14 protein-coding genes are annotated in these 16,965 nt (G+C 74.6%); 6 read left to right on the plus strand and 8 right to left on the minus strand.

Going from position 1 to position 16,965, the window contains the following annotated elements:
- Nucleotides 1-13: 13 nt before the first annotated feature.
- Nucleotides 14-1,096, minus strand: a complete 1,083-nt coding sequence (gene wecB, locus ACGFI2_RS26930; RefSeq protein ID WP_393521943.1) for a non-hydrolyzing UDP-N-acetylglucosamine 2-epimerase — start codon at nucleotides 1,094-1,096, stop codon at nucleotides 14-16.
- Between the two features lie 216 nt (nucleotides 1,097-1,312).
- On the opposite strand from wecB, the gene ACGFI2_RS26935 reads away from it, so the two are divergent.
- Nucleotides 1,313-3,220, plus strand: coding sequence for a hypothetical protein (locus ACGFI2_RS26935; RefSeq protein WP_393521945.1), 1,908 nt, complete (start codon nucleotides 1,313-1,315; stop codon nucleotides 3,218-3,220).
- Nucleotides 3,221-3,233: 13 nt separating this feature from the next.
- Here the strand turns inward: ACGFI2_RS26935 and ACGFI2_RS26940 are convergent, their stop codons facing one another.
- Nucleotides 3,234-4,508, minus strand: a complete 1,275-nt coding sequence (locus tag ACGFI2_RS26940) for a hypothetical protein (protein ID WP_393521947.1) — start codon at nucleotides 4,506-4,508, stop codon at nucleotides 3,234-3,236.
- Nucleotides 4,509-4,734: 226 nt separating this feature from the next.
- Between ACGFI2_RS26940 and ACGFI2_RS26945 the strand changes: the two genes are divergently transcribed.
- The 3 genes from ACGFI2_RS26945 (at nucleotide 4,735) to ACGFI2_RS26955 (ending at nucleotide 9,537) form a co-directional block, all read left to right on the plus strand.
- A complete protein-coding gene (locus ACGFI2_RS26945) occupies nucleotides 4,735-6,303 on the plus strand; it encodes a glycosyltransferase (protein WP_393521949.1) in 1,569 nt (522 codons plus the stop codon).
- Between the two features lie 3 nt (nucleotides 6,304-6,306).
- A complete protein-coding gene (locus ACGFI2_RS26950) occupies nucleotides 6,307-7,590 on the plus strand; it encodes a nucleotide sugar dehydrogenase (RefSeq protein ID WP_393521951.1) in 1,284 nt (427 codons plus the stop codon).
- Between the two features lie 198 nt (nucleotides 7,591-7,788).
- Nucleotides 7,789-9,537, plus strand: a complete 1,749-nt coding sequence (locus tag ACGFI2_RS26955) for a CDP-glycerol glycerophosphotransferase family protein (protein ID WP_393521953.1) — start codon at nucleotides 7,789-7,791, stop codon at nucleotides 9,535-9,537.
- A 57-nt stretch (nucleotides 9,538-9,594) separates the two neighbouring features.
- On the opposite strand, the gene ACGFI2_RS26960 is transcribed toward ACGFI2_RS26955, so the two are convergent.
- Nucleotides 9,595-10,137 carry an acyltransferase gene (locus ACGFI2_RS26960; RefSeq protein WP_393521955.1) on the minus strand — a complete coding sequence of 181 codons (543 nt, stop codon included), beginning with the start codon at nucleotides 10,135-10,137 and terminating at the stop codon, nucleotides 9,595-9,597.
- Between the two features lie 65 nt (nucleotides 10,138-10,202).
- Complete coding sequence (locus ACGFI2_RS26965; protein ID WP_393521957.1) at nucleotides 10,203-10,541, minus strand: DUF952 domain-containing protein; 339 nt, start codon at nucleotides 10,539-10,541, stop codon at nucleotides 10,203-10,205.
- A gap of 84 nt (nucleotides 10,542-10,625) precedes the next feature.
- On the opposite strand from ACGFI2_RS26965, the gene ACGFI2_RS26970 reads away from it, so the two are divergent.
- Nucleotides 10,626-11,282, plus strand: a complete 657-nt coding sequence (locus tag ACGFI2_RS26970; RefSeq protein WP_393521959.1) for a response regulator transcription factor — start codon at nucleotides 10,626-10,628, stop codon at nucleotides 11,280-11,282.
- 10 nt (nucleotides 11,283-11,292) lie between these two features.
- Complete coding sequence (locus ACGFI2_RS26975; protein ID WP_393521961.1) at nucleotides 11,293-12,744, plus strand: ATP-binding protein; 1,452 nt, start codon at nucleotides 11,293-11,295, stop codon at nucleotides 12,742-12,744.
- A gap of 6 nt (nucleotides 12,745-12,750) precedes the next feature.
- Here the strand turns inward: ACGFI2_RS26975 and ACGFI2_RS26980 are convergent, their stop codons facing one another.
- The 4 genes from ACGFI2_RS26980 to ACGFI2_RS26995 all read right to left on the minus strand — a co-directional run bounded on the left by ACGFI2_RS26980 (nucleotide 12,751) and on the right by ACGFI2_RS26995 (nucleotide 16,922).
- Complete coding sequence (locus tag ACGFI2_RS26980) at nucleotides 12,751-13,704, minus strand: TAXI family TRAP transporter solute-binding subunit (RefSeq protein ID WP_393521963.1); 954 nt, start codon at nucleotides 13,702-13,704, stop codon at nucleotides 12,751-12,753.
- A gap of 57 nt (nucleotides 13,705-13,761) precedes the next feature.
- Complete coding sequence (locus ACGFI2_RS26985; RefSeq protein WP_393521965.1) at nucleotides 13,762-14,415, minus strand: hypothetical protein; 654 nt, start codon at nucleotides 14,413-14,415, stop codon at nucleotides 13,762-13,764.
- 97 nt (nucleotides 14,416-14,512) lie between these two features.
- Nucleotides 14,513-15,316 (minus strand): peroxide stress protein YaaA, encoded by an 804-nt coding sequence (gene yaaA, locus ACGFI2_RS26990; RefSeq protein ID WP_393521967.1) that lies wholly within the window; start codon nucleotides 15,314-15,316, stop codon nucleotides 14,513-14,515.
- A gap of 16 nt (nucleotides 15,317-15,332) precedes the next feature.
- Nucleotides 15,333-16,922, minus strand: a complete 1,590-nt coding sequence (locus tag ACGFI2_RS26995) for a hypothetical protein (RefSeq protein WP_393521969.1) — start codon at nucleotides 16,920-16,922, stop codon at nucleotides 15,333-15,335.
- Nucleotides 16,923-16,965: the final 43 nt, after the last annotated feature.

The following is a 16,965-nucleotide window of genomic DNA, read 5'->3' on the forward strand; positions in this document are numbered from 1 at the left end:
TCGGCGGGCAGGGTCACTTCGCGGCGAGGGTCTCGACGACCCGCTGGGCCGCCCGGCCGTCGCCGTACGGCGTGCCCTGGGCGGCGGTGGGCGCCGGTCGGGTGGCGATCTCGATCCATTCGGCGCGGGAGTGGGCGGACGGATCCGGCACCAGGCGATTCCAGTCGTCGGCCAGGGTCTCGACCCACTCGGTCTCCGGTCGCAGCGTGGTGCACGGCCGGGAGAGGAGGTACGCCTCCTTCTGCAGGCCGCCGGAGTCGGTCACCACACCGGCCGACCCGAGCACCGCGGCCACCATGCCGGCGTACGGCAGCGGGCGGCCGACGTGCACGGCGCCGCGGCCCAGCTTCAGCCCGTGCTCCTCGGCCTTGGCCACCAGCCTCGGGTGCGCCAGCAGCGCCACCGGGACGGGCAGGTCGGCCAGGCCGTCGAGCAGGGCGGCGAGCCGCGTGCGCGAGTCGGTGTTCTCCGCCCGGTGCAGCGTGGCCAGGAGGTACGGCTCGTCGGCGCGGATCCCCTCCGGCAGCGCGGGCGCGGGGTGCCGGCCGGCCAGGACGGCGTCCCGGACACCGAGGCACACGTCGACCATCACGTCGCCGACCATGACGGACCGGGCGGCGAGCCCTTCGGCGGACAGGTGGCGCATCGCCTCGTCGGAGGGCGCGAGCAGCAGGTCCGCCGCGTGGTCGGTGAGGATGCGGTTGTGCTCCTCCGGCATCATCCGGTTGAAGGAGCGCAGGCCCGCCTCCAGGTGGGCGACGGGCAGGTGCAGCTTGACCGCGGAAACCGCACCGGCGAGGGTCGAGTTGGTGTCGCCGTAGACCAGCACCCAGTCGGGCTTCTCGGCCTCGAAGACCGGGTCCAGCGCGGCGAGGGCCTTGCCCGTCTGCACGCCGTGCGAGCCGGAGCCGATCCCGAGGTGGATGTCCGGGTCGGGGATGCCGAGTCCGGAGAAGAACACGTCGGAGAGGTCCGCGTCGTAGTGCTGGCCGGTGTGCACGATCCGGTGCTCGTGCTCGGTGCCGGCGAACGCGGCGGCGATGGGAGCGAGCTTGATCAGCTGAGGGCGTGCCCCGACGACGCTGATGACCTTCAACTGAACGACTCCTCGTGTGATCTCGTGAAAGGCAGCTGCGCGTCGGCAGGCGCTGTCCCTTGAGTCAGAGACGAATTCTGCCTCAGCCGGACGTGACCGCCAAATTCCCGCACCGAGCGCGAGGCAAGTGTCAACCACATGTCGCCTGGCCGTCACCTTCGCGCCGCGGCCGGTGTCGCGACGTCGGCCGTCGGTCGACCCGTAGGATTCGCCGGTGTGACGACGGCACATCCCACCGGCAAGCCCACGAGCAGCCCGCCCGCCGCCCCGCCGGAAGCTGTGGCCGGGAGCGGGACCGCCCCGAGCGTACCGCCGGCCGCGTTGGCATCGCCGACCCCGGCGGCCACCCGCGACCCACTGGTCACCGACGCCCCGCCTCCCCCGGACCGCCGGTGGTGGTCGGGGCGCCGCCTCGTCGACCTGATCGTCGCCGTGGCGTTCGTGGCCGGCGCCCTCTGGGTCACCGGACGGGGGTGGCTCGACGTCGACGGTCGGCTGCTCGGCAGCCGGCCGGACGACCAGGGGTTCAACGAGTGGATGCTGGCGTACGCCGCGCACGCGGTGAGCAACCTGGAGAATCCGTTCTTCACCACGCTGCAGAACGCGCCGGACGGCGTGAACCTGATGTCGAACGTGGGGATGCAACTGCCGGGCATCCTGTTGACGCCGGTCACGCTGCTCGGCGGCGCGCCGCTGTCCTACCTCCTGCTGATCACGCTGAACCTGGCCGGCACCGCCTTCGCCTGGTACTGGGTGCTCGACCGGCACCTGACCGGCAACCGGGCCGCCGCCGTGGTCGGTGGTCTGTTCTGCGGATTCGCCCCGGCGATGGTGACCCACTCCAACGGACACCCGCACATCACCGCGCAGTGGCTGGTGCCGTTCCTGGTGTGGCGGATCGTCCGGATGACCCGGTCGGTCGCTCCGGTCCGGGACGGCCTGATCCTGGGGGCGCTGGTCGCGACCCAGTTCTTCATCTCCGTCGAGATCCTCTTCCTGGTCGCCCTCGGCGCGCTGATGGCCACGGTGGCGCACCTGGCGCTGCGGCCCCGGGAGACGGTCCGGCTGGCCCCGCGGGCGCTCGGCGCGCTGGCGGTGGCCGGCGGGCTGGTGCTGCTGGTCACCGCCTACCCGCTGTGGATGCAGTTCGCCGGGCCGCAGCACCGGATCGGGCACCCGGGCGATCCGGACGTCTACACCCTGCGGGTGCGCTCGTTCGTGGCCTACGCGACGGAGTCGATCGGTGGCGGGCCCGACAGCGCCCAGGGGCTGGCGCCGAACACCACCGAGCAGGCCAGCTTCTACGGCTGGCCGGTGGTCGTGCTGGTGGCCGCGGCGGTCGTCGGGCTCCGCCGGGAGCTGGCCGTCCGGGTGCTGGCCGTGGTGGCGCTGGTCTCCGGCGTCTTCGCGCTCGGCTCGACGCTGAGCTGGGGGCCGGAGAAGAGCGACGTGCCCGCGCCGTTCGCGCTCCTGCGCGACCTGCCGATCGTGGATGCCATGGTGATCGCCCGGTTCGCGCTGATCACCACGGTCGCGTTCGGGCTGCTGCTGGCGCTCGCCGTGGCCCGGCTCGACGGCCTGGCGGCGCGGGTGCCGCAGGTGGCCGCGCCGCTGCGCCTGCTGACCGCGGCGGCGCTGGTCGGCGCGCTGCTGCCGATGCTGCCGACGCCGCTGCCGGCGAAGGGGCGGGTGCCGGTGCCCCGGTTCGTCACGTCCGGCGAGTGGCGCGGGCACGTCGCCGAGGGGCGGACGCTGGTGCCCGTGCCGGTGCACAACATGACCTCGATCAACTGGGGTTCCGCGGCGTTGACCGGCTTCGCCGTGCCGCAGGGCTACTTCCTCGGGCCGACCTCGCCGACCGACGACACCGGTCGCTGGGGCACCCCGCCGCGCCCGACCGCGGTGCTGCTCACCGCGATCGGCGCGGGTACCCGGCCGCCGACGGTCAGCGCCGCGGAGCGCGACCAGGCGCTGGCGGACGTGCGCTGGTGGCGGGCGGACGCGGTGGTGCTGCCCCGGCACGCCCACGAGGCCGAGCTGAAGGCGTTCCTGGACGCCTGCTTCGGGCCGGGGCAACGGGTGCGCGACGTGTGGCTGTGGGACGTGCGGCCGGTCACCCGGTGACCGGCGGCGGCGGTCAGGGCGAGGACGGCCAGACCAGCAGCAGGTAGCCACCGAGGTAGGCCGAGGCGGCGGTCATCCCGAGCAGGATGATCACCGCCCGCGCGGGGCGGGCGGTGGCGAGCCCGCGGGCCACGGGAAGCAGCAGCGCGAACGCCGGCACCAGGAAGCGCGCCTTGGAGTTGAAGTATCCGGAGGCGCCGATCGTGGTGATCAGCAGCAGCCCGCTGTACGCCAGCAGCGGCCAGGGCTGCCGGTCGACGACGCTCAGCGCCATCAGCACCAGGCTGGTCGCCAGCACCGCGACGATCAGGTAGAACTGGAGCTTGGCCGGCTGGTCCAGCGTGACCCCGGTGAACTTCAGGGTGCCCGCGCCGCCGTCGAAGGTCGAGTGCCAGCCCTCGGTCTGGATCCGGAACCAGCCGTCCACCCGCCCGGTCCGCCAGCCCACCCAGCCGACGTAGCCGAGCCAGCCCAGCGGCGCCAGCAGCAGGGCCACCGCCGGACGCCAGGTGCCCTGCCGCCGCACCAGCGCGATCAGCCCGGCCAGCATCACCACCGGGATGATCGCGGTCGCGGTGGGTCGGGTGGCCCCGGCGACGAGGCAGAGCACGCCGGCGGTGAGCCACCGGCCGGTCAGCACGGCGTACAGCGACCAGGCGGCCAGCGCCGTGAAGAGCCCCTCGGTGTACGCCATCGACTCGACGATCGCGTGCGGCAGCAGGCCCCAGACCACCGCCAGCAGCACCCCGGTGCGCCGGTCGTGCAGGTGGTTGCCGACCGCGAACAGTCCCCAGGCGGCGGCCAGCGAGGCCAACCAGGCCAGCGCGATCGCCGTGCCCCGGAACTGGAACGGGGACAGCGGCTCGGCGAAGCGGGTCAGCAGCGGATAGAACGGGAAGAACGCCAGGTTGCTCTGGAGGGTCTCCGCCCGGTCGTACCCGTGCTCGGCGATGGCCAGGTACCAGCTGGCGTCGGCCCGGTTGCCGACCTGCTTGGGGAACGACGCGTTCCGGGCGTGGCCCCAGATCGCCAAGGTGACCAGCCCGACGGCGCGGACGGCCGCGTAACCCACGAGCGCCGGCCAGGCGGCGAGCAGCGACCGTCGCAGCCGTCGCACCCGGGTCCGGTCGCCCGGCGACCCGGTCGCCCGCCCGTCCCGCTCCCCGGGGTCGGCCCCGTCGGTGGCCGCGTCCCTACCGATTGCCGATTCCGTCACCAACGTGCGCCCCTCGCAGGTGTTCCAGCCCTGGGTGAGACTAGCAAGCAGGCTGGTCGTGGCCGCGTCCACGCGCCCGTGTCGACCGGCCGATTCCGGCTCGCCGGAGCGCTCGCCGGATGCCCCGGGCGGTCGTCGCCGTGCCGTACACTCGCGGAGGTTCCGTCCGGTGCCGCGGCCGTGCGGCGCGGACGGCGCAGGCGAGGTCGCTCTCAGCGCGTCGAGGATCCTCGACGCGTGCGCCCGTTGCCGGCGGCGGATCCCCGCCCACAGGAACACGGCGATGGAGAAGAATCGGATGAGCACGCCGGACGTCAGCGTCATCGTCGCCGTCTACAACACGATGCCCTACCTGAGCGCCTGCCTGGACTCGCTGGTCGGCCAGACCATCGGCCGGGACCGGCTGGAGGTGGTCGCCGTCGACGACGGCTCCACCGACGGCAGCGGCGCGGAGCTGGACCGCTACGCCGAGCGCTACCCGGGGACGGTCCGGGTGCTGCACCAGGCCAACTCGGGCGGCCCGGCCGCACCGAGCAACCTGGCGCTGGACCACGCCCGCGGCCGCTACGTCTTCTTCGTCGGCTCGGACGACCACCTCGGGCCGGAGGCCCTGGAGCGCCTGGTCGACGCCGCCGACCGGTGGGACTCCGACGTGGTGCTCGGCCGGATGGTCGGCACCAACAAGCGTTACGTGCACCAGGCCGTCTACGCCACCACCCAGGAGCGACTCGACCTGTTCGACAGCGCGCTGCCGTGGTCGCTGTCCAACACCAAGCTGTTCCGGCGGGATCTGGTCGAGCGGCACGGCCTGCGCTTCCGCACCGACATGCCGATGGGCAGCGACCAGCCGTTCACGCTGGCGGCCTGCTTCCGGGCGAAGAAGGTCTCGGTCCTCGGCGACTACGACTACTACTACGCCGTCAAGCGGGACAACGCCCAGAACATCACCTACGCCAGCCGGTTCGAGGAGCGACTGCGCTGCGCCGAGGAACTCGTCGGGTACGTCGCCGGCCTGATCGGGCCGGGACCCCGCCGGGACGCGGTGCTGGTCCGCCACTTCAGCTGGGAGGTGGCGAAGCTGCTCCGGACGGAGTTCCTCGCCCTCTCGCCCGACGTGCAGGAGCACGTCCACGACCGGGTCCGCAAGCTGGCGGAGGCGTACCTGACCGAGGGCGTGCTCAGCCGGATGGCGCCCGAGGAGCGGCTGCGGCTGGCCGTGGCACGCGACGGCGGTCTCGACGCGTTGCGCGAGCTGATCGGGCAGCAGGCGGACAAGACGCTGCCCGAGGTCACGATCGCCGACGGCCGCTGGTACGCCCACCACGTCGGCTTCCGTGACCCCGCCTTCGGCTACCCGGACGACTGGTACGACGTCACCGACCGCGCCGCCACCCTGCTGGCCAAGCTGACCGCGACCGGGCTGGCCTGGGGGCGGGACGACGCCGGCGCCCGCGCCCTGGTGATCACCGCGCAGAGCCGCCGGGCCGAGCTGGCCGAGTTGAGCGCCGAGGCCCTGCGGGTCAGCGTGGGCGACCTGACGGGTGTGACGTCGGCGACGCCGGGCGGTCCCGGTACCGTCGTACGGACGGACTTCGCGGTGGACCGGCTGCTGGCGGTCGTCGCGGCGAAGGGGGAACGGCGGACCGTGCGCGCCGAGGTGTCGACCCTGGGCGGGGTCGGCTCGGCGCCACTGCGTACCGACCGTCCCGTCGCCGCGCCCCGGCGGCTGGCCCGGCGCGGCGTCCGGCTGCACCTCGTCACGCCCACCACGAACCACAAGGGCCAGGTGATCGTCGCGATCACGCCGGTGACCGCCGGTCGGTTCCTTGCCCGCCTGCGCCGAATCTGGCCCTCTGGAGGAAAGTAGTTCATGAACATCTGCGTCGTCGCGCTCGGAAAGATCGGCCTGCCGCTCGCCGTGCAGTTCGCCTCGAAGGGGCACCGGGTGCTCGGTGCCGACGTCTCCGAGCGGGTCGTCCAGCTGGTCAACGACGGTGCCGTGCCCTTCCCGGGCGAGGCCGACCTGGACGTGAAGCTGAAGGAGGCGGTGGCCGCCGGGCTGCTGTCGGCCACCACCGACACCGCCGCCGCGGTCGCCGAGTCGGAGGCGGTCGTGGTCGTCGTGCCGCTGTTCGTGGACGCCGAGGGCGTGCCGGACTTCGGCTGGATGGACGACGCGACCCGGGCCATCGCCCGTGGCCTCAAGCCGGGCACCCTGGTCAGCTACGAGACCACGCTGCCGGTCGGCACCACCCGCAACCGCTGGGCGTCGATGCTGTCCGAGGGCTCCGGTCTCACCGCGGGCACCGACTTCCACCTGGTGTTCAGCCCGGAGCGGGTGCTCACCGGCCGGGTCTTCGCCGACCTGCGCCGCTATCCCAAGCTGGTCGGCGGCATCGACGAGGCCTCCGCCGCGCACGGCGTGCGGTTCTACGAGGCGGTGCTCGACTTCGACGAGCGGGCCGATCTGGACCGGCCCAACGGCGTGTGGGATCTCGGCTCGGCCGAGGCGTCCGAGCTGGCCAAGCTCGCCGAGACGACCTACCGGGACGTCAACATCGGCCTGGCGAACCAGTTCGCCCGCTTCGCCGACACCGTCGGCGTCGACGTCACCAAGGTCATCGAGGCGTGCAACACCCAGCCGTACAGCCACATCCACTCGCCGGGCATCGCGGTCGGCGGGCACTGCATCCCGATCTACCCGCGGATGTACCTGTGGAACGACCCGCAGGCCACCGTGGTCCGCTCGGCTCGGGAGGCCAACGCCGCGATGCCGGACTACGCGGTCGACCTGCTCGCCGCCGCGTACGGCGACCTGACCGGGGTGGGCGTGCTGGTGCTGGGCGCCGCCTACCGCGGCGGGGTCAAGGAGACCGCGTTCTCGGGTGTCTTCCCGACGGTCGACGCGCTGCGCCGGCGGGGCGCGACCCCGTACGTCTCCGACCCGATGTACTCCAACGAGGAGCTGGTCGCGCACGGCCTGCCCGGCTACGACGGCGAGCCGCTCGGCGCCGCGGTGATCCAGGCCGACCACGCCGAATACCGCAACCTCACCCCGGCGGACCTGCCGGGCGTGACGGTGCTGGTCGACGGCCGGCGGGTCACCGACCCGGCCCGCTGGACGGGCGTGCGCCGGGTGGTCATCGGCGGCTGATGCCGGTTCAGGGTGGGCCCCGGCCGTCTCGGCCGGGGCCCGCTGCGTGATGTGCCCGGCGCGAAGCGGGACGAAAGCCGTCGTCCGTTGTTCACCCACCGGACACCCCGGTAATACTTGCGTCACTTGACCCGTTTAGGGTCGCAGCCGTCCGGATCGGGCCTCGTCGACACCGGCGGGCAGACAGGGAGCGTGTCGTTGTTCAGCAGAGTACGCAGCCAGCAGGGCCTCGCCGCGGTCGGCGCGACGTTCCTCGGGTACGGCGTCATGATCCTCGCCGGCGCCCTCGGCCTGGTGATCCCGTACGCCATCGCCGCGGTGGTCGTCCTGAGCGGTGAGCTGGCGCTGGCCACCCGGTTCGCCGCCACCGCCCAGCTCGTCGCCAAGGCCGGTGTCGGCCTGCCGTTCCGGCGGCTGGTCCGGGACCTGTCGGTGGCGCTGCTGGTGATCGCCGCGGTCCGCCCCGGCGTGGCCGGCACGGTCGCGGTGCTGCTGCTGCCGGCCGCGCTCTGGACCGTGGCGGTCGGCACCACCGCGGTCACCAAGTCGATCGAGGGACGGGTCGACCCTCCGGCGTACACCCGCAACATCGACCTCGGCGCGCTGCGCCGGGTCCCGGCCCCGCCGGCGTGGGCGCGGCGGCTGGCCGGGCTGCGGCTGCCGCTGCTCAACGTGCTGCTGGTGCCGGCGGCCGTGGTGGCCGCCGCGGTGGACCGGGTCGCCCCGGTGGTGGTCACCGGCGCGGTGACCCTGGTCGCCGGCCTGGTCACCGCCGCGGTGCTGGCCCTGGCCCTGCTGCGCGGCCGGGGGACCACCCCGGGCGTGCTGCCCGCCGTGCACGACTGGCTGGCCCGGGAGAAGCCCGAGGTGGCCCTCTACTTCGCCGGCCCGGCCAAGGACGTCTACCAGGCCAACATGTGGCTCGCGCCGATGGAGGCGACCGGCCGGCGCGCGGTGGTGCTGCTGCGGGCCGCGGACGCGTTCCACCAGCTGGCCGACACCCGGCTGCCGGTGATCTGCGTACCGGCCGGGGTCGACTTCATGAACCTCGACCTCGGCTCGCTCCGGGTGGCGCTCTACGCGGCGAACGTCGGCGCCAACATCCACCTGCTGCGCGAGCCGGGCGTGAAGCACGTCTTCGTCGGGCACGGCGACAGCGACAAGGCGGCCAGCGTCAACCCGTACAGCAAGGTTTACGACGAGGTGTGGGTGGCCGGTCCGGCCGGCCGGGAGCGGTACGCCCGCGCCGACGTCGGTGTGCTGGACCGCGACATCGTGGAGGTGGGGCGTCCGCAGCTCGCCGGCGTGCGCACGTTCGGCTCCGGCGCGGCCGACCACCTGTTCACCGTGCTCTACGCCCCCACCTGGGAGGGCTGGCTGGACGACGACCCCTACCACACCTCGCTGGTGCTGATGGGGGAGCGGATCGTGTCCGGGCTGCTGTCCGCCGGGAACCTGCGGGTGATCTACAAGCCGCACCCGCTGACCGGCACCCGCTCGCCGAAGGCGAAGGCGGTGCACGAGCGCATCGTGGCCCGGATCCGCGCGGCCGGCGGCGAAACCGACCCCGGGTCGCTCGACGGCGCCGCGCACCTGGTGGTCACCGGCCGCACGCCGTCGCTGTTCGACTGCTTCAACGTCACCGACCTGCTGGTCAGCGACGTGTCCAGCGTGGTCTCCGACTTCGTGCAGAGCGAGCGGCCGTACGTGGTGGCGAACCCGGCCGGGCTGCCCGAGGACGAGTTCCGCCGGCAGTTCCCGACCGCGCGGGCGGCGTACCTGCTCTCCGTGGACGGCGGCGAGCTGGCCAAGATCCTCGCGGTGACCCGGGGCGGGGACGACCCGATGGCCGAGGCGCGGCGGGAGTTGAAGGAATACCTGCTCGGTCCGGCCGGGGCCAACCCGATGGACCGGTTCCGTGACGAGATCGGTCGGCTCTGCGGCTGACCGACACGCCGACACGCGGGGGCGACGACCGGTCCGGTCGTCGCCCCCGTCGCGTACTCAGCCCTGGTGCGGCGGGTTGTCGACGTCCCGGGAGACGACCTCACCCTTCTCGTCGACCCAGCCCTTCGGCCGGGCCGGGTTGCCGGCCACCAGCTGGTAGGGCTTGACGTCCCGGGTCACCACCGAGCCGGCGGCGATCATCGCGTACTCGCCGACCTCGATGCCGCACACCAGCGTGGCGTTCGCGCCGATCGAGGCGCCCCGGCGGACCAGCGTCGGGGTGATCGTCCAGTCCGGATTCTGGGCCCGCGGCCGGAAGTCGTTGGTGAACACCGCGCACGGGCCGACGAAGACCTCGTCCTCGATGGTCACGCCCTGGTAGACCGAGACGTTGTTCTGGATCTTCACGCGGTCGCCGACGGTGACGCTCGCGTCGACGTAGACGTTGCGGCCGATCACGCAGCCGGCGCCGACCTGGGCGCTCGACCGGATGTGCGCCAGGTGCCAGACCTTGGTGCCGTCGCCGACCCGGGCGCCGGACTCCACGTCGGCCGTCGGGTGGACGAAGACGGAAGCGGACCGGTCGTTGCTGTCAGTCATCTCAACTCGCATCGTGCGGGGCGCGTCGCGCCGTCGGGCGGGGCTCGACGCAGCATAACGAGCACCTAGTCGAGCAGTTCGGCCACCGCGTCGGCGGCCGGCCGGTCCGCCGGCAGCGGATGCGCCGCGACCACCGCGTCGACCGGCAGCATCGCGTACAGGTGCGGGAAGAGCGCACCACCGCGGGAGGTTTCCCAGCGCAGCGCGTCGCCGAGCCGGCTCTCATCCACCGCCAGCAGGGTCAGGCCGGTGACCCCGGAGTAGACCCGGCGGGCGGTCTCCACCACCTGGTCCGGGCCGGAGAGATGGATGAAGCCGTGCTCACGGTCCATGGCGGTGCCGGCGAACCGGCCGTCCGCCCGTGCCTGCCGCCACTCGTCGTCGGCGAGAATCTTGTAGATCACCACCGCAGCGTAGAGCGCCCTCGCGTCCGGGCGGCGTCTCTGCCACCATTCCCAGGGCAACACCGCGAACGGACGGAGGCACGGGTGCGGATCCTCCTGGTCGAGGACGACCGTCGGGTCGCCGCGGCGCTGTCGTCCGCGCTGACCCGCCGTGGCTACCAGGTGGAACACGCCGCCACGGTCGCGGCCGCGCTCTCCGCCGCCCCCTGCGACCTGGTGCTGCTCGACCTGACGCTGCCCGACGGCGACGGCACCGACCTGTGCCGGGAGCTGCGCCGGCGCAGCAGCCAGCTCGGCATCATCGCGGTGACCGCCCGGGGCGAGGAACGCGACCGGGTGCTGGGCCTGCGGCTGGGCGCCGACGACTACGTGGTCAAGCCGTTCTCGATGGTGGAGTTGCAGGCCCGGATCGAGGCGGTGCTGCGCCGGGCGTCGCACACCGTCCCGGAACGCAACCTGATCGAGGCGGGTCCGGTCCGCATCGACGTGGGCGGCCGGACGGTCAGCGTGGCCGGGCGGGCGGTGACCCTGACCCGCAAGGAGTTCGACATCCTGCTCTCGCTGGCCCGCCAGCCCGGGGTGGCCGTACCCCGGGACCGGATCCTGCTCGACGTCTGGGGCACCGTCTGGGCCGACCGGCACACCGTCGAGGTGCACGTCGGTTCGCTGCGCGGCAAGCTCGGCGACCCGACGCTTGTGGAAACCGTACGCGGGGTCGGCTACCGGCTCCGCGGCGGGTGAGGAGGCCCGGGTGCGCCGCCGGTTGGTGATCAGCTACCTGCTGCTGATGGTGCTGGTCCTGTTCGCGCTGGAGACTCCGCTGGCGGTCACGCTGGCCTCCCGGGAGACCGACCGGGTCCGCGCCGACCGGCTCGCCGACGCCACCCGCTTCGCCTCGCTGGCCGGTCCGGCGCTGCGCGGCGGCAGCCCCGGCCCGCTGGGCGGGGAGCTGGCCGCCTACGACGACCTCTACCGCATCGGCGCGGCCGTGGTGGACCGCGACCGCCGCACCGTCGCCGCCTCGGGCCGGTGGGACCCGGGCGGGGGCACCGGGCCGGCGGTCGACACCGCGCTGTCCGGGCAGCAGTTCAGCGGCCCGGAGTCGATCTGGCCCTGGGAGGACGGGCCGCTGGTGACCGCGGTGCCGATCAACGACGGCGGCGAGGTGCTCGGCGCGGTGGTCACCACCACGCCGGCCGGCCCGGTGCGCCGCACCGTCACCGTGTGGTGGCTGATGCTTGCCGGCATCGGCCTGCTCGCGGTGCTGGCCTGCGTCTCCACCGCGTTCGGACTGGCCGGCTGGGTGCTGCGCCCGGTCACCGAGCTGGACGTGGCGACCCACGAGATCGCCGAGGGGCGCCGCACCGCCCGGGTCCGCCCCCGGCTCGGCCCGCCCGAGCTGCGCCGGCTGGCGACCAGCTTCAACGACATGGTCGACGCGGTATCCGACGTGATGGACCGGCAACGGGCCTTCGTCGCGCACGCCAGCCACCAGCTGCGCAACCCGTTGACCGCGCTGCGGCTGCGGGTGGAGGAGTTGGGGCCCAGCCTCACCGATCCGGACGGCCGGGCGGAGCACCGGCTGGCGCTGGAGGAGACCGATCGGCTGGCCACCGTGCTCGACGCGCTGCTCACCCTGGCCCGGGCCGAACGGGAGGAGAACCAGCGGGTCACCGTGGACGCCGGCGCGGCGGCCGCGTCCCGGGTCGTGGCCTGGCTGCCGCTGGCCCGACACCGGGCGGTCACGCTCCGGCTCGACGCGGGCGAGTCGCCGGCGTACGCGCGGACCGTGCCGACCGCCATCGACCAGGCGCTCGACGCCCTGATCGACAACGCGGTCAAGTTCAGCGGCGCCGGGGGAGAGGTGACGGTGACCGTACGCCCCGCCGACGGCGGCACGGAGCTGACCGTGCGGGACACCGGCCCCGGCATGACGGCCAGCCAGCTCGGCCAGGCCACCGAGCGGTTCTGGCGGGCGCCGGACGCGCAGAACGTGGACGGCGCGGGGCTGGGGCTGACCATCGCCGCGGTGCTCGTCGACGCGTCCGACGGCCGGCTCACCATGCGCCAGGGCGAGCCCCGGGGTCTGGTCGCCGAGCTGTGGTTCCCGGCGCCGCCCGACGACCCGGGCACGCCCGGCGCCCCCCACGCGGCTGACGAGCCGGCCGCGCCGCAGCGCCACGGCGAGCCGGTCGGCCGCTGACCCCGGTCAGGGTTTGGTGTCGCGGTACCACTGCGCCGCGCCCGGATGCAGCGGCAGCGGGGTGGTCACGATCGCCGACCGGGGGCTCATCCGGCCGGCCGCCGGATGCGCCGCGGCCAGTTCCTCCCGCCGGTCCATCAACAGCCGGGTCACGTCGCGCACCAGCGCGCTCGGCAGGTCGGCGTTGACGATCAGGTAGTTCGGGTTCGCCACCGTGCTGACCGGGTCCGCCCGGTAGACCGAGCGGGGGATGTCGCGGGTCACGTAGACCTGCCCGTACGAGCGCCGCAACGGCTCGGTCCAGTCGCCCAGGTCGACCATCCGCAGGGAGGTCCGCTGGGCCAGGTCGGCGACGCCGCGCACCGGCAGGCCGCCGGAGAAGAAGAACGCGTCGATCCGGCCCTCGCGCAGGGCGGCCACCGAGTCGTCCAACCCCAGGTGCTCCTGGCGGACCCGGGCGCCGCCGAGCTGCGCCACCGCGAGCAGCCGGGTGGCGGTGACCTCGGTGCCGGAGCCGTCGGCGCCCACCGAGACCCGCCGGCCACCCAGGTCGGCGAGCGTGCGCACCGGACCGCCGGCGGTGGCGACCAGGTGCAGCAGGTCGTCGTAGACCCGGGCCACCGCGAGCACGGTCGGGTGCTCCGGCTCGCGCGGCGGAAGCACGTCGGCCTGGGTGAACCCCAGCTCCGCGTCCCCGGCGCCGACCAGCCGGACGTTCTGCGCGGAGGCCGCGGTGACCAGCACCTCGGCCCGCACCCCGGGCAGCTCCCGGTTGAGCAGGGCGGCCAGCGACTGGCCGAAGGCGTGGTAGACGGCGGTCGGGCTGCCGGTGGCGATGCGGATCCGCACCGGCTCGGTGGGCTCGTCCCGGCAGCCGGCCACGCCGGTGACGAGCAGCAGCAGCAACGCCAGCGGGGCCGCGGTCCGGCGCCGTCCGCGTGCAGACCAGTGTCGGCTCACGGGCTGCACTCTGCGCCGCGTACCCGCCGCGGCGCAAGCCCGCCCTGCCGGCGGCGGTCAGCCCAGCGTGGCACTCTCGGTGATCCGGGCCCGGTGCTCACCGTTGGACACGCTCACCAGGAAGCAGCCCGACCCCGGCCGCAGCACCGCCGGCACCTCCAGCAGCGCCGCGCCGCGCACCAGCACCGCCGCCAGGTCACGGTCGGCCAGCCGGATGCCGAGGCAGTGCCGGCGTACGTGCCGGCCGCCGGCGAGCAGCGCCGCCCGCCAGGCCGAGGCCGCCAGCCGGGGACGCCAGAGCCGCCGTGCCGTCGAAGCGCCGGGCACCGGCCCGCCGAGCAGCTCCCGGCGGCCCTGTCGCCAGCCGGCATCCAGCAGGCTCGCGTACGCCGACCGGTGCTCCCGGGGCACCGACAGCCGGTGCAGCTCGTAGCGGCGGCGCAGGCCGCCCATGGTCAGCTCGTGCTCCACCGGCACGTCGAGCCGGCGCAGCAGCTGCCGCATCCGGTGCGCCGCGTCCTCCCGGTTGAACTCGGCGATCCCGCCCCGGTACGGACCCACGCCGAGCCGGCGGACGTCGGCGGCCGGCGGCGGCGTGCACCGCACGAGGCAGGCGACCTCGAACGCGTCGGCCAGGGTCAGCCAGTCCAGCGGCGGGGCCGGGGACGGCGGGCGGGGCCGGTCGAGCAGCGTGGTGGGCTCGGAGAGCATCGGCACAGCTCCTTGGTCGGCGTGGTGGCGCCTCTACCGTGGCCCCCCAGGCCGGGCCGGGGAACCGCTGCGCCCGAGCCTTGAGCAAAACTTGCGCTCAGAGGTCGCCGACGACCACATCGAGCTGCCGGGGCCGCCCGGCCGCCCGGGGCGCCTCCTCGACCGTGTACTTCAGCTCGCGCAGCGCCCCCACCAGCGCGTCCGCGCTGCGCGGCCGGACGCCGGCGAGCAGCAGGTCGCGCACCAGCCGGCCCTTGGTCGCCTTGTTGAAGTGGCTCACCACCGACCGCACCGGCGTCCCGTCGACCGTCCGCTCGTGCAGCACCCGCACGGTCACCGTGCGGTCGGCGACCGCCCCGCGCGGCGCCCAGGTGGCCGCGTACGCGCCGGAGCGCAGGTCCAGCACCGGACCGCTGCCCGCGGCCCCGGTCAGGGCCGGTCCCAGCGCCGCACGCCAGTACGCGGACAGCGCGCCGACCCCGGGCAGCCGCGCCCCGATCGGGCAGCGGTACGGCGGGACCCGGTCGGTGAGCCGGACCGCGCCCCACAGGCCGGAGCTGATCAGCACCGACCGCCGGGCGGCCCGCTCCGCCGCCGCGGGGAGCGTGGCCAGGTCGAGCGCCTCGTAGAGCACCCCGGTGTAGAGCCGGGCGGCCGGCGCGGTGGCCGCCGCCCCCAGCCGGGCGTTGCGCCGCAGCTCGCCGCGCTGCCCCTCGCTCAGGCCCAGCGCCTCGCGGGCCGCCGCCTCGTCCGGGCCGGCGCAGAGGTCGACGAGCGCGGTCAGCACCGCCTCCCGGGCCGGGTTCAGCTCGGTCAGCGACAGCCGCGACAGGTCCAGCCGCCGGCCGGTGCCGGCCTCGGCCTTGCCCTCGGACGGGGGCAGCAGGATGAGCACCGGCACAGCGTACGGGCCGGGTTCAGCGCCACGGCCGGACGGCGCGTTCCGGGTGGTACACGCGACTCCCGCCGATCTCGGCCAGCACCGCCGCGTCGGCCCGGTCGCCGAGCAGCCGCCGCAGCGCGCGTTCCGCCGGTGAGCCGACCGCCACCACGTACCCGGGCCGGGCCGCCCGCCCCACCCGCCGCCAGTACGCCGGGTAGCGGTTCTGCCCCGGCGTCAGGTTGCCGTCCAGCACCCCGCAGGCCACCGCCTCGCCGGTGTTGAAGATCAGCCGGTTGCAGGTCCAGTAGTCCCCGTACACCTCGTGCAGGCCGGCCCGCAGCACCGCGTCGGCGAGCCGGCGGGCGGACCGTTCCTCGGCCCGTATCCCCGGCATGCCGGCCAGGAACGCCAGCGTGCCGGCCAGCGCGGCGGCGGTCAGCCCGGCCAGCACCGCGCCGGCCGCGACGCCGCGCAGCCGGGTCGCCCGGGACGCGGTCGCCCGCAGCGCGGCGGCGGCGCCCAGCCAGAGCGGCCAGAGCGCGGCCGGCAACGAGATCTGCAACACCGACAGGTAGCGGGCGTTGCCCACGGGATCGGTCGCGGAGAGCGGGCTGCGCACGTACGCCAGCAGGGTCACCGCCGCGCCGGCGACGAGGGCGAGGATCGCGACGGCCCGGACCCGCGCGGCCGGGTCGACGGCCCGGCGGTACGCGACCACGCCGAGCCCGGCGGCGGCCACCAGCAGCACCGGGTAGAGCACCCCGAACCACCGCGCCCAGCCCGCGCAGCCGTCCATCGGGCACAGCCCGGAGGCCAGCGGCACCCCCTCCAGCAGCCCGCCGTGCAGCCGCTCGGCCACCGACGGGGCCACCCCGTCCTTCGTGCTGATCTCCCGGAACACCGACAGCGAGTCCTGCCCGGGCGGCGCCACGATGTTGTCCTTCACCACCGGCGCGATCCCGACTCCGAAGCCGGCGACCAGCAGCACGCCCGGCCAGCCGACCAGGTCACGGGAGGCGGCCGGCACCAGCGCCACGACGGCCACCAGCAGGTAGGGCGCGATCAGCCAGTCCGACCAGAGCGCCAGGCCGGCGAGCAGCCCGAACGCTGCGGTGGCGAGCCAGCGGTACCGGACCCGCCGCTCCCCGAGCGCGACCGCGATCAGCAGCAGGGCCAGCACCGCGGGCTTCACCTCGGGCCGGCCGCCGACCACGGTGAGCTGGTCGCGGACCACCCGCTCCGAACCCAGCGCCAGCAGCCCCACCACGAGCACGGCCAGCCAGGGGGAGAAGAGCCGGCGGGTCAACCGGTACGCCAGCCAGAGGAAGATCGCGTACAGCGCGAGCAGCGGCAGCCGCAGCAGCGGCCAACTCGGCCCGCCCCAGCCCACCAGCGGCGCGGCCAGGTACGACTCCAGCACGCCCATATAGCGCTGCCCGTAGAGGAAGACCGGCCGCTCGTGGCCGCCGGCGATGTGCAGGGCGGCCAGGCCGAACGTCGCCTCGTCGCTGTTCGAGGCGGGCACCGTGAGCAGGGTCAGCACCAGCCGGTAGCCGACCCCGGCCGCGCCGAGCAGCAGCGCCACCAGCGCCGGCGCGTCCGGGCTCCGCCTCGCTGTCGACACGACCCACGCCCCCGTCGTCGCCCCGAACGCAGTGTGACACGCC

The sequence above is a fragment of the Micromonospora sp. NPDC049282 genome, assembly GCF_043197045.1.
GTDB lineage: Bacteria > Actinomycetota > Actinomycetes > Mycobacteriales > Micromonosporaceae > Micromonospora.

What these genes read in the sequence shown, in the direction of transcription:
- ACGFI2_RS26945 (WP_393521949.1), top strand. Translation starts at nt 4,735, where the DNA reads ATGAGCACGCCGGACGTCAGCGTCATCGTCGCCGTCTACAACACGATG.
- ACGFI2_RS26950 (WP_393521951.1), top strand. Translation starts at nt 6,307, where the DNA reads ATGAACATCTGCGTCGTCGCGCTCGGAAAGATCGGCCTGCCGCTCGCC.
- ACGFI2_RS26960 (WP_393521955.1), bottom strand. Translation starts at nt 10,137, where the DNA reads ATGACTGACAGCAACGACCGGTCCGCTTCCGTCTTCGTCCACCCGACG.
- ACGFI2_RS26985 (WP_393521965.1), bottom strand. Translation starts at nt 14,415, where the DNA reads ATGCTCTCCGAGCCCACCACGCTGCTCGACCGGCCCCGCCCGCCGTCC.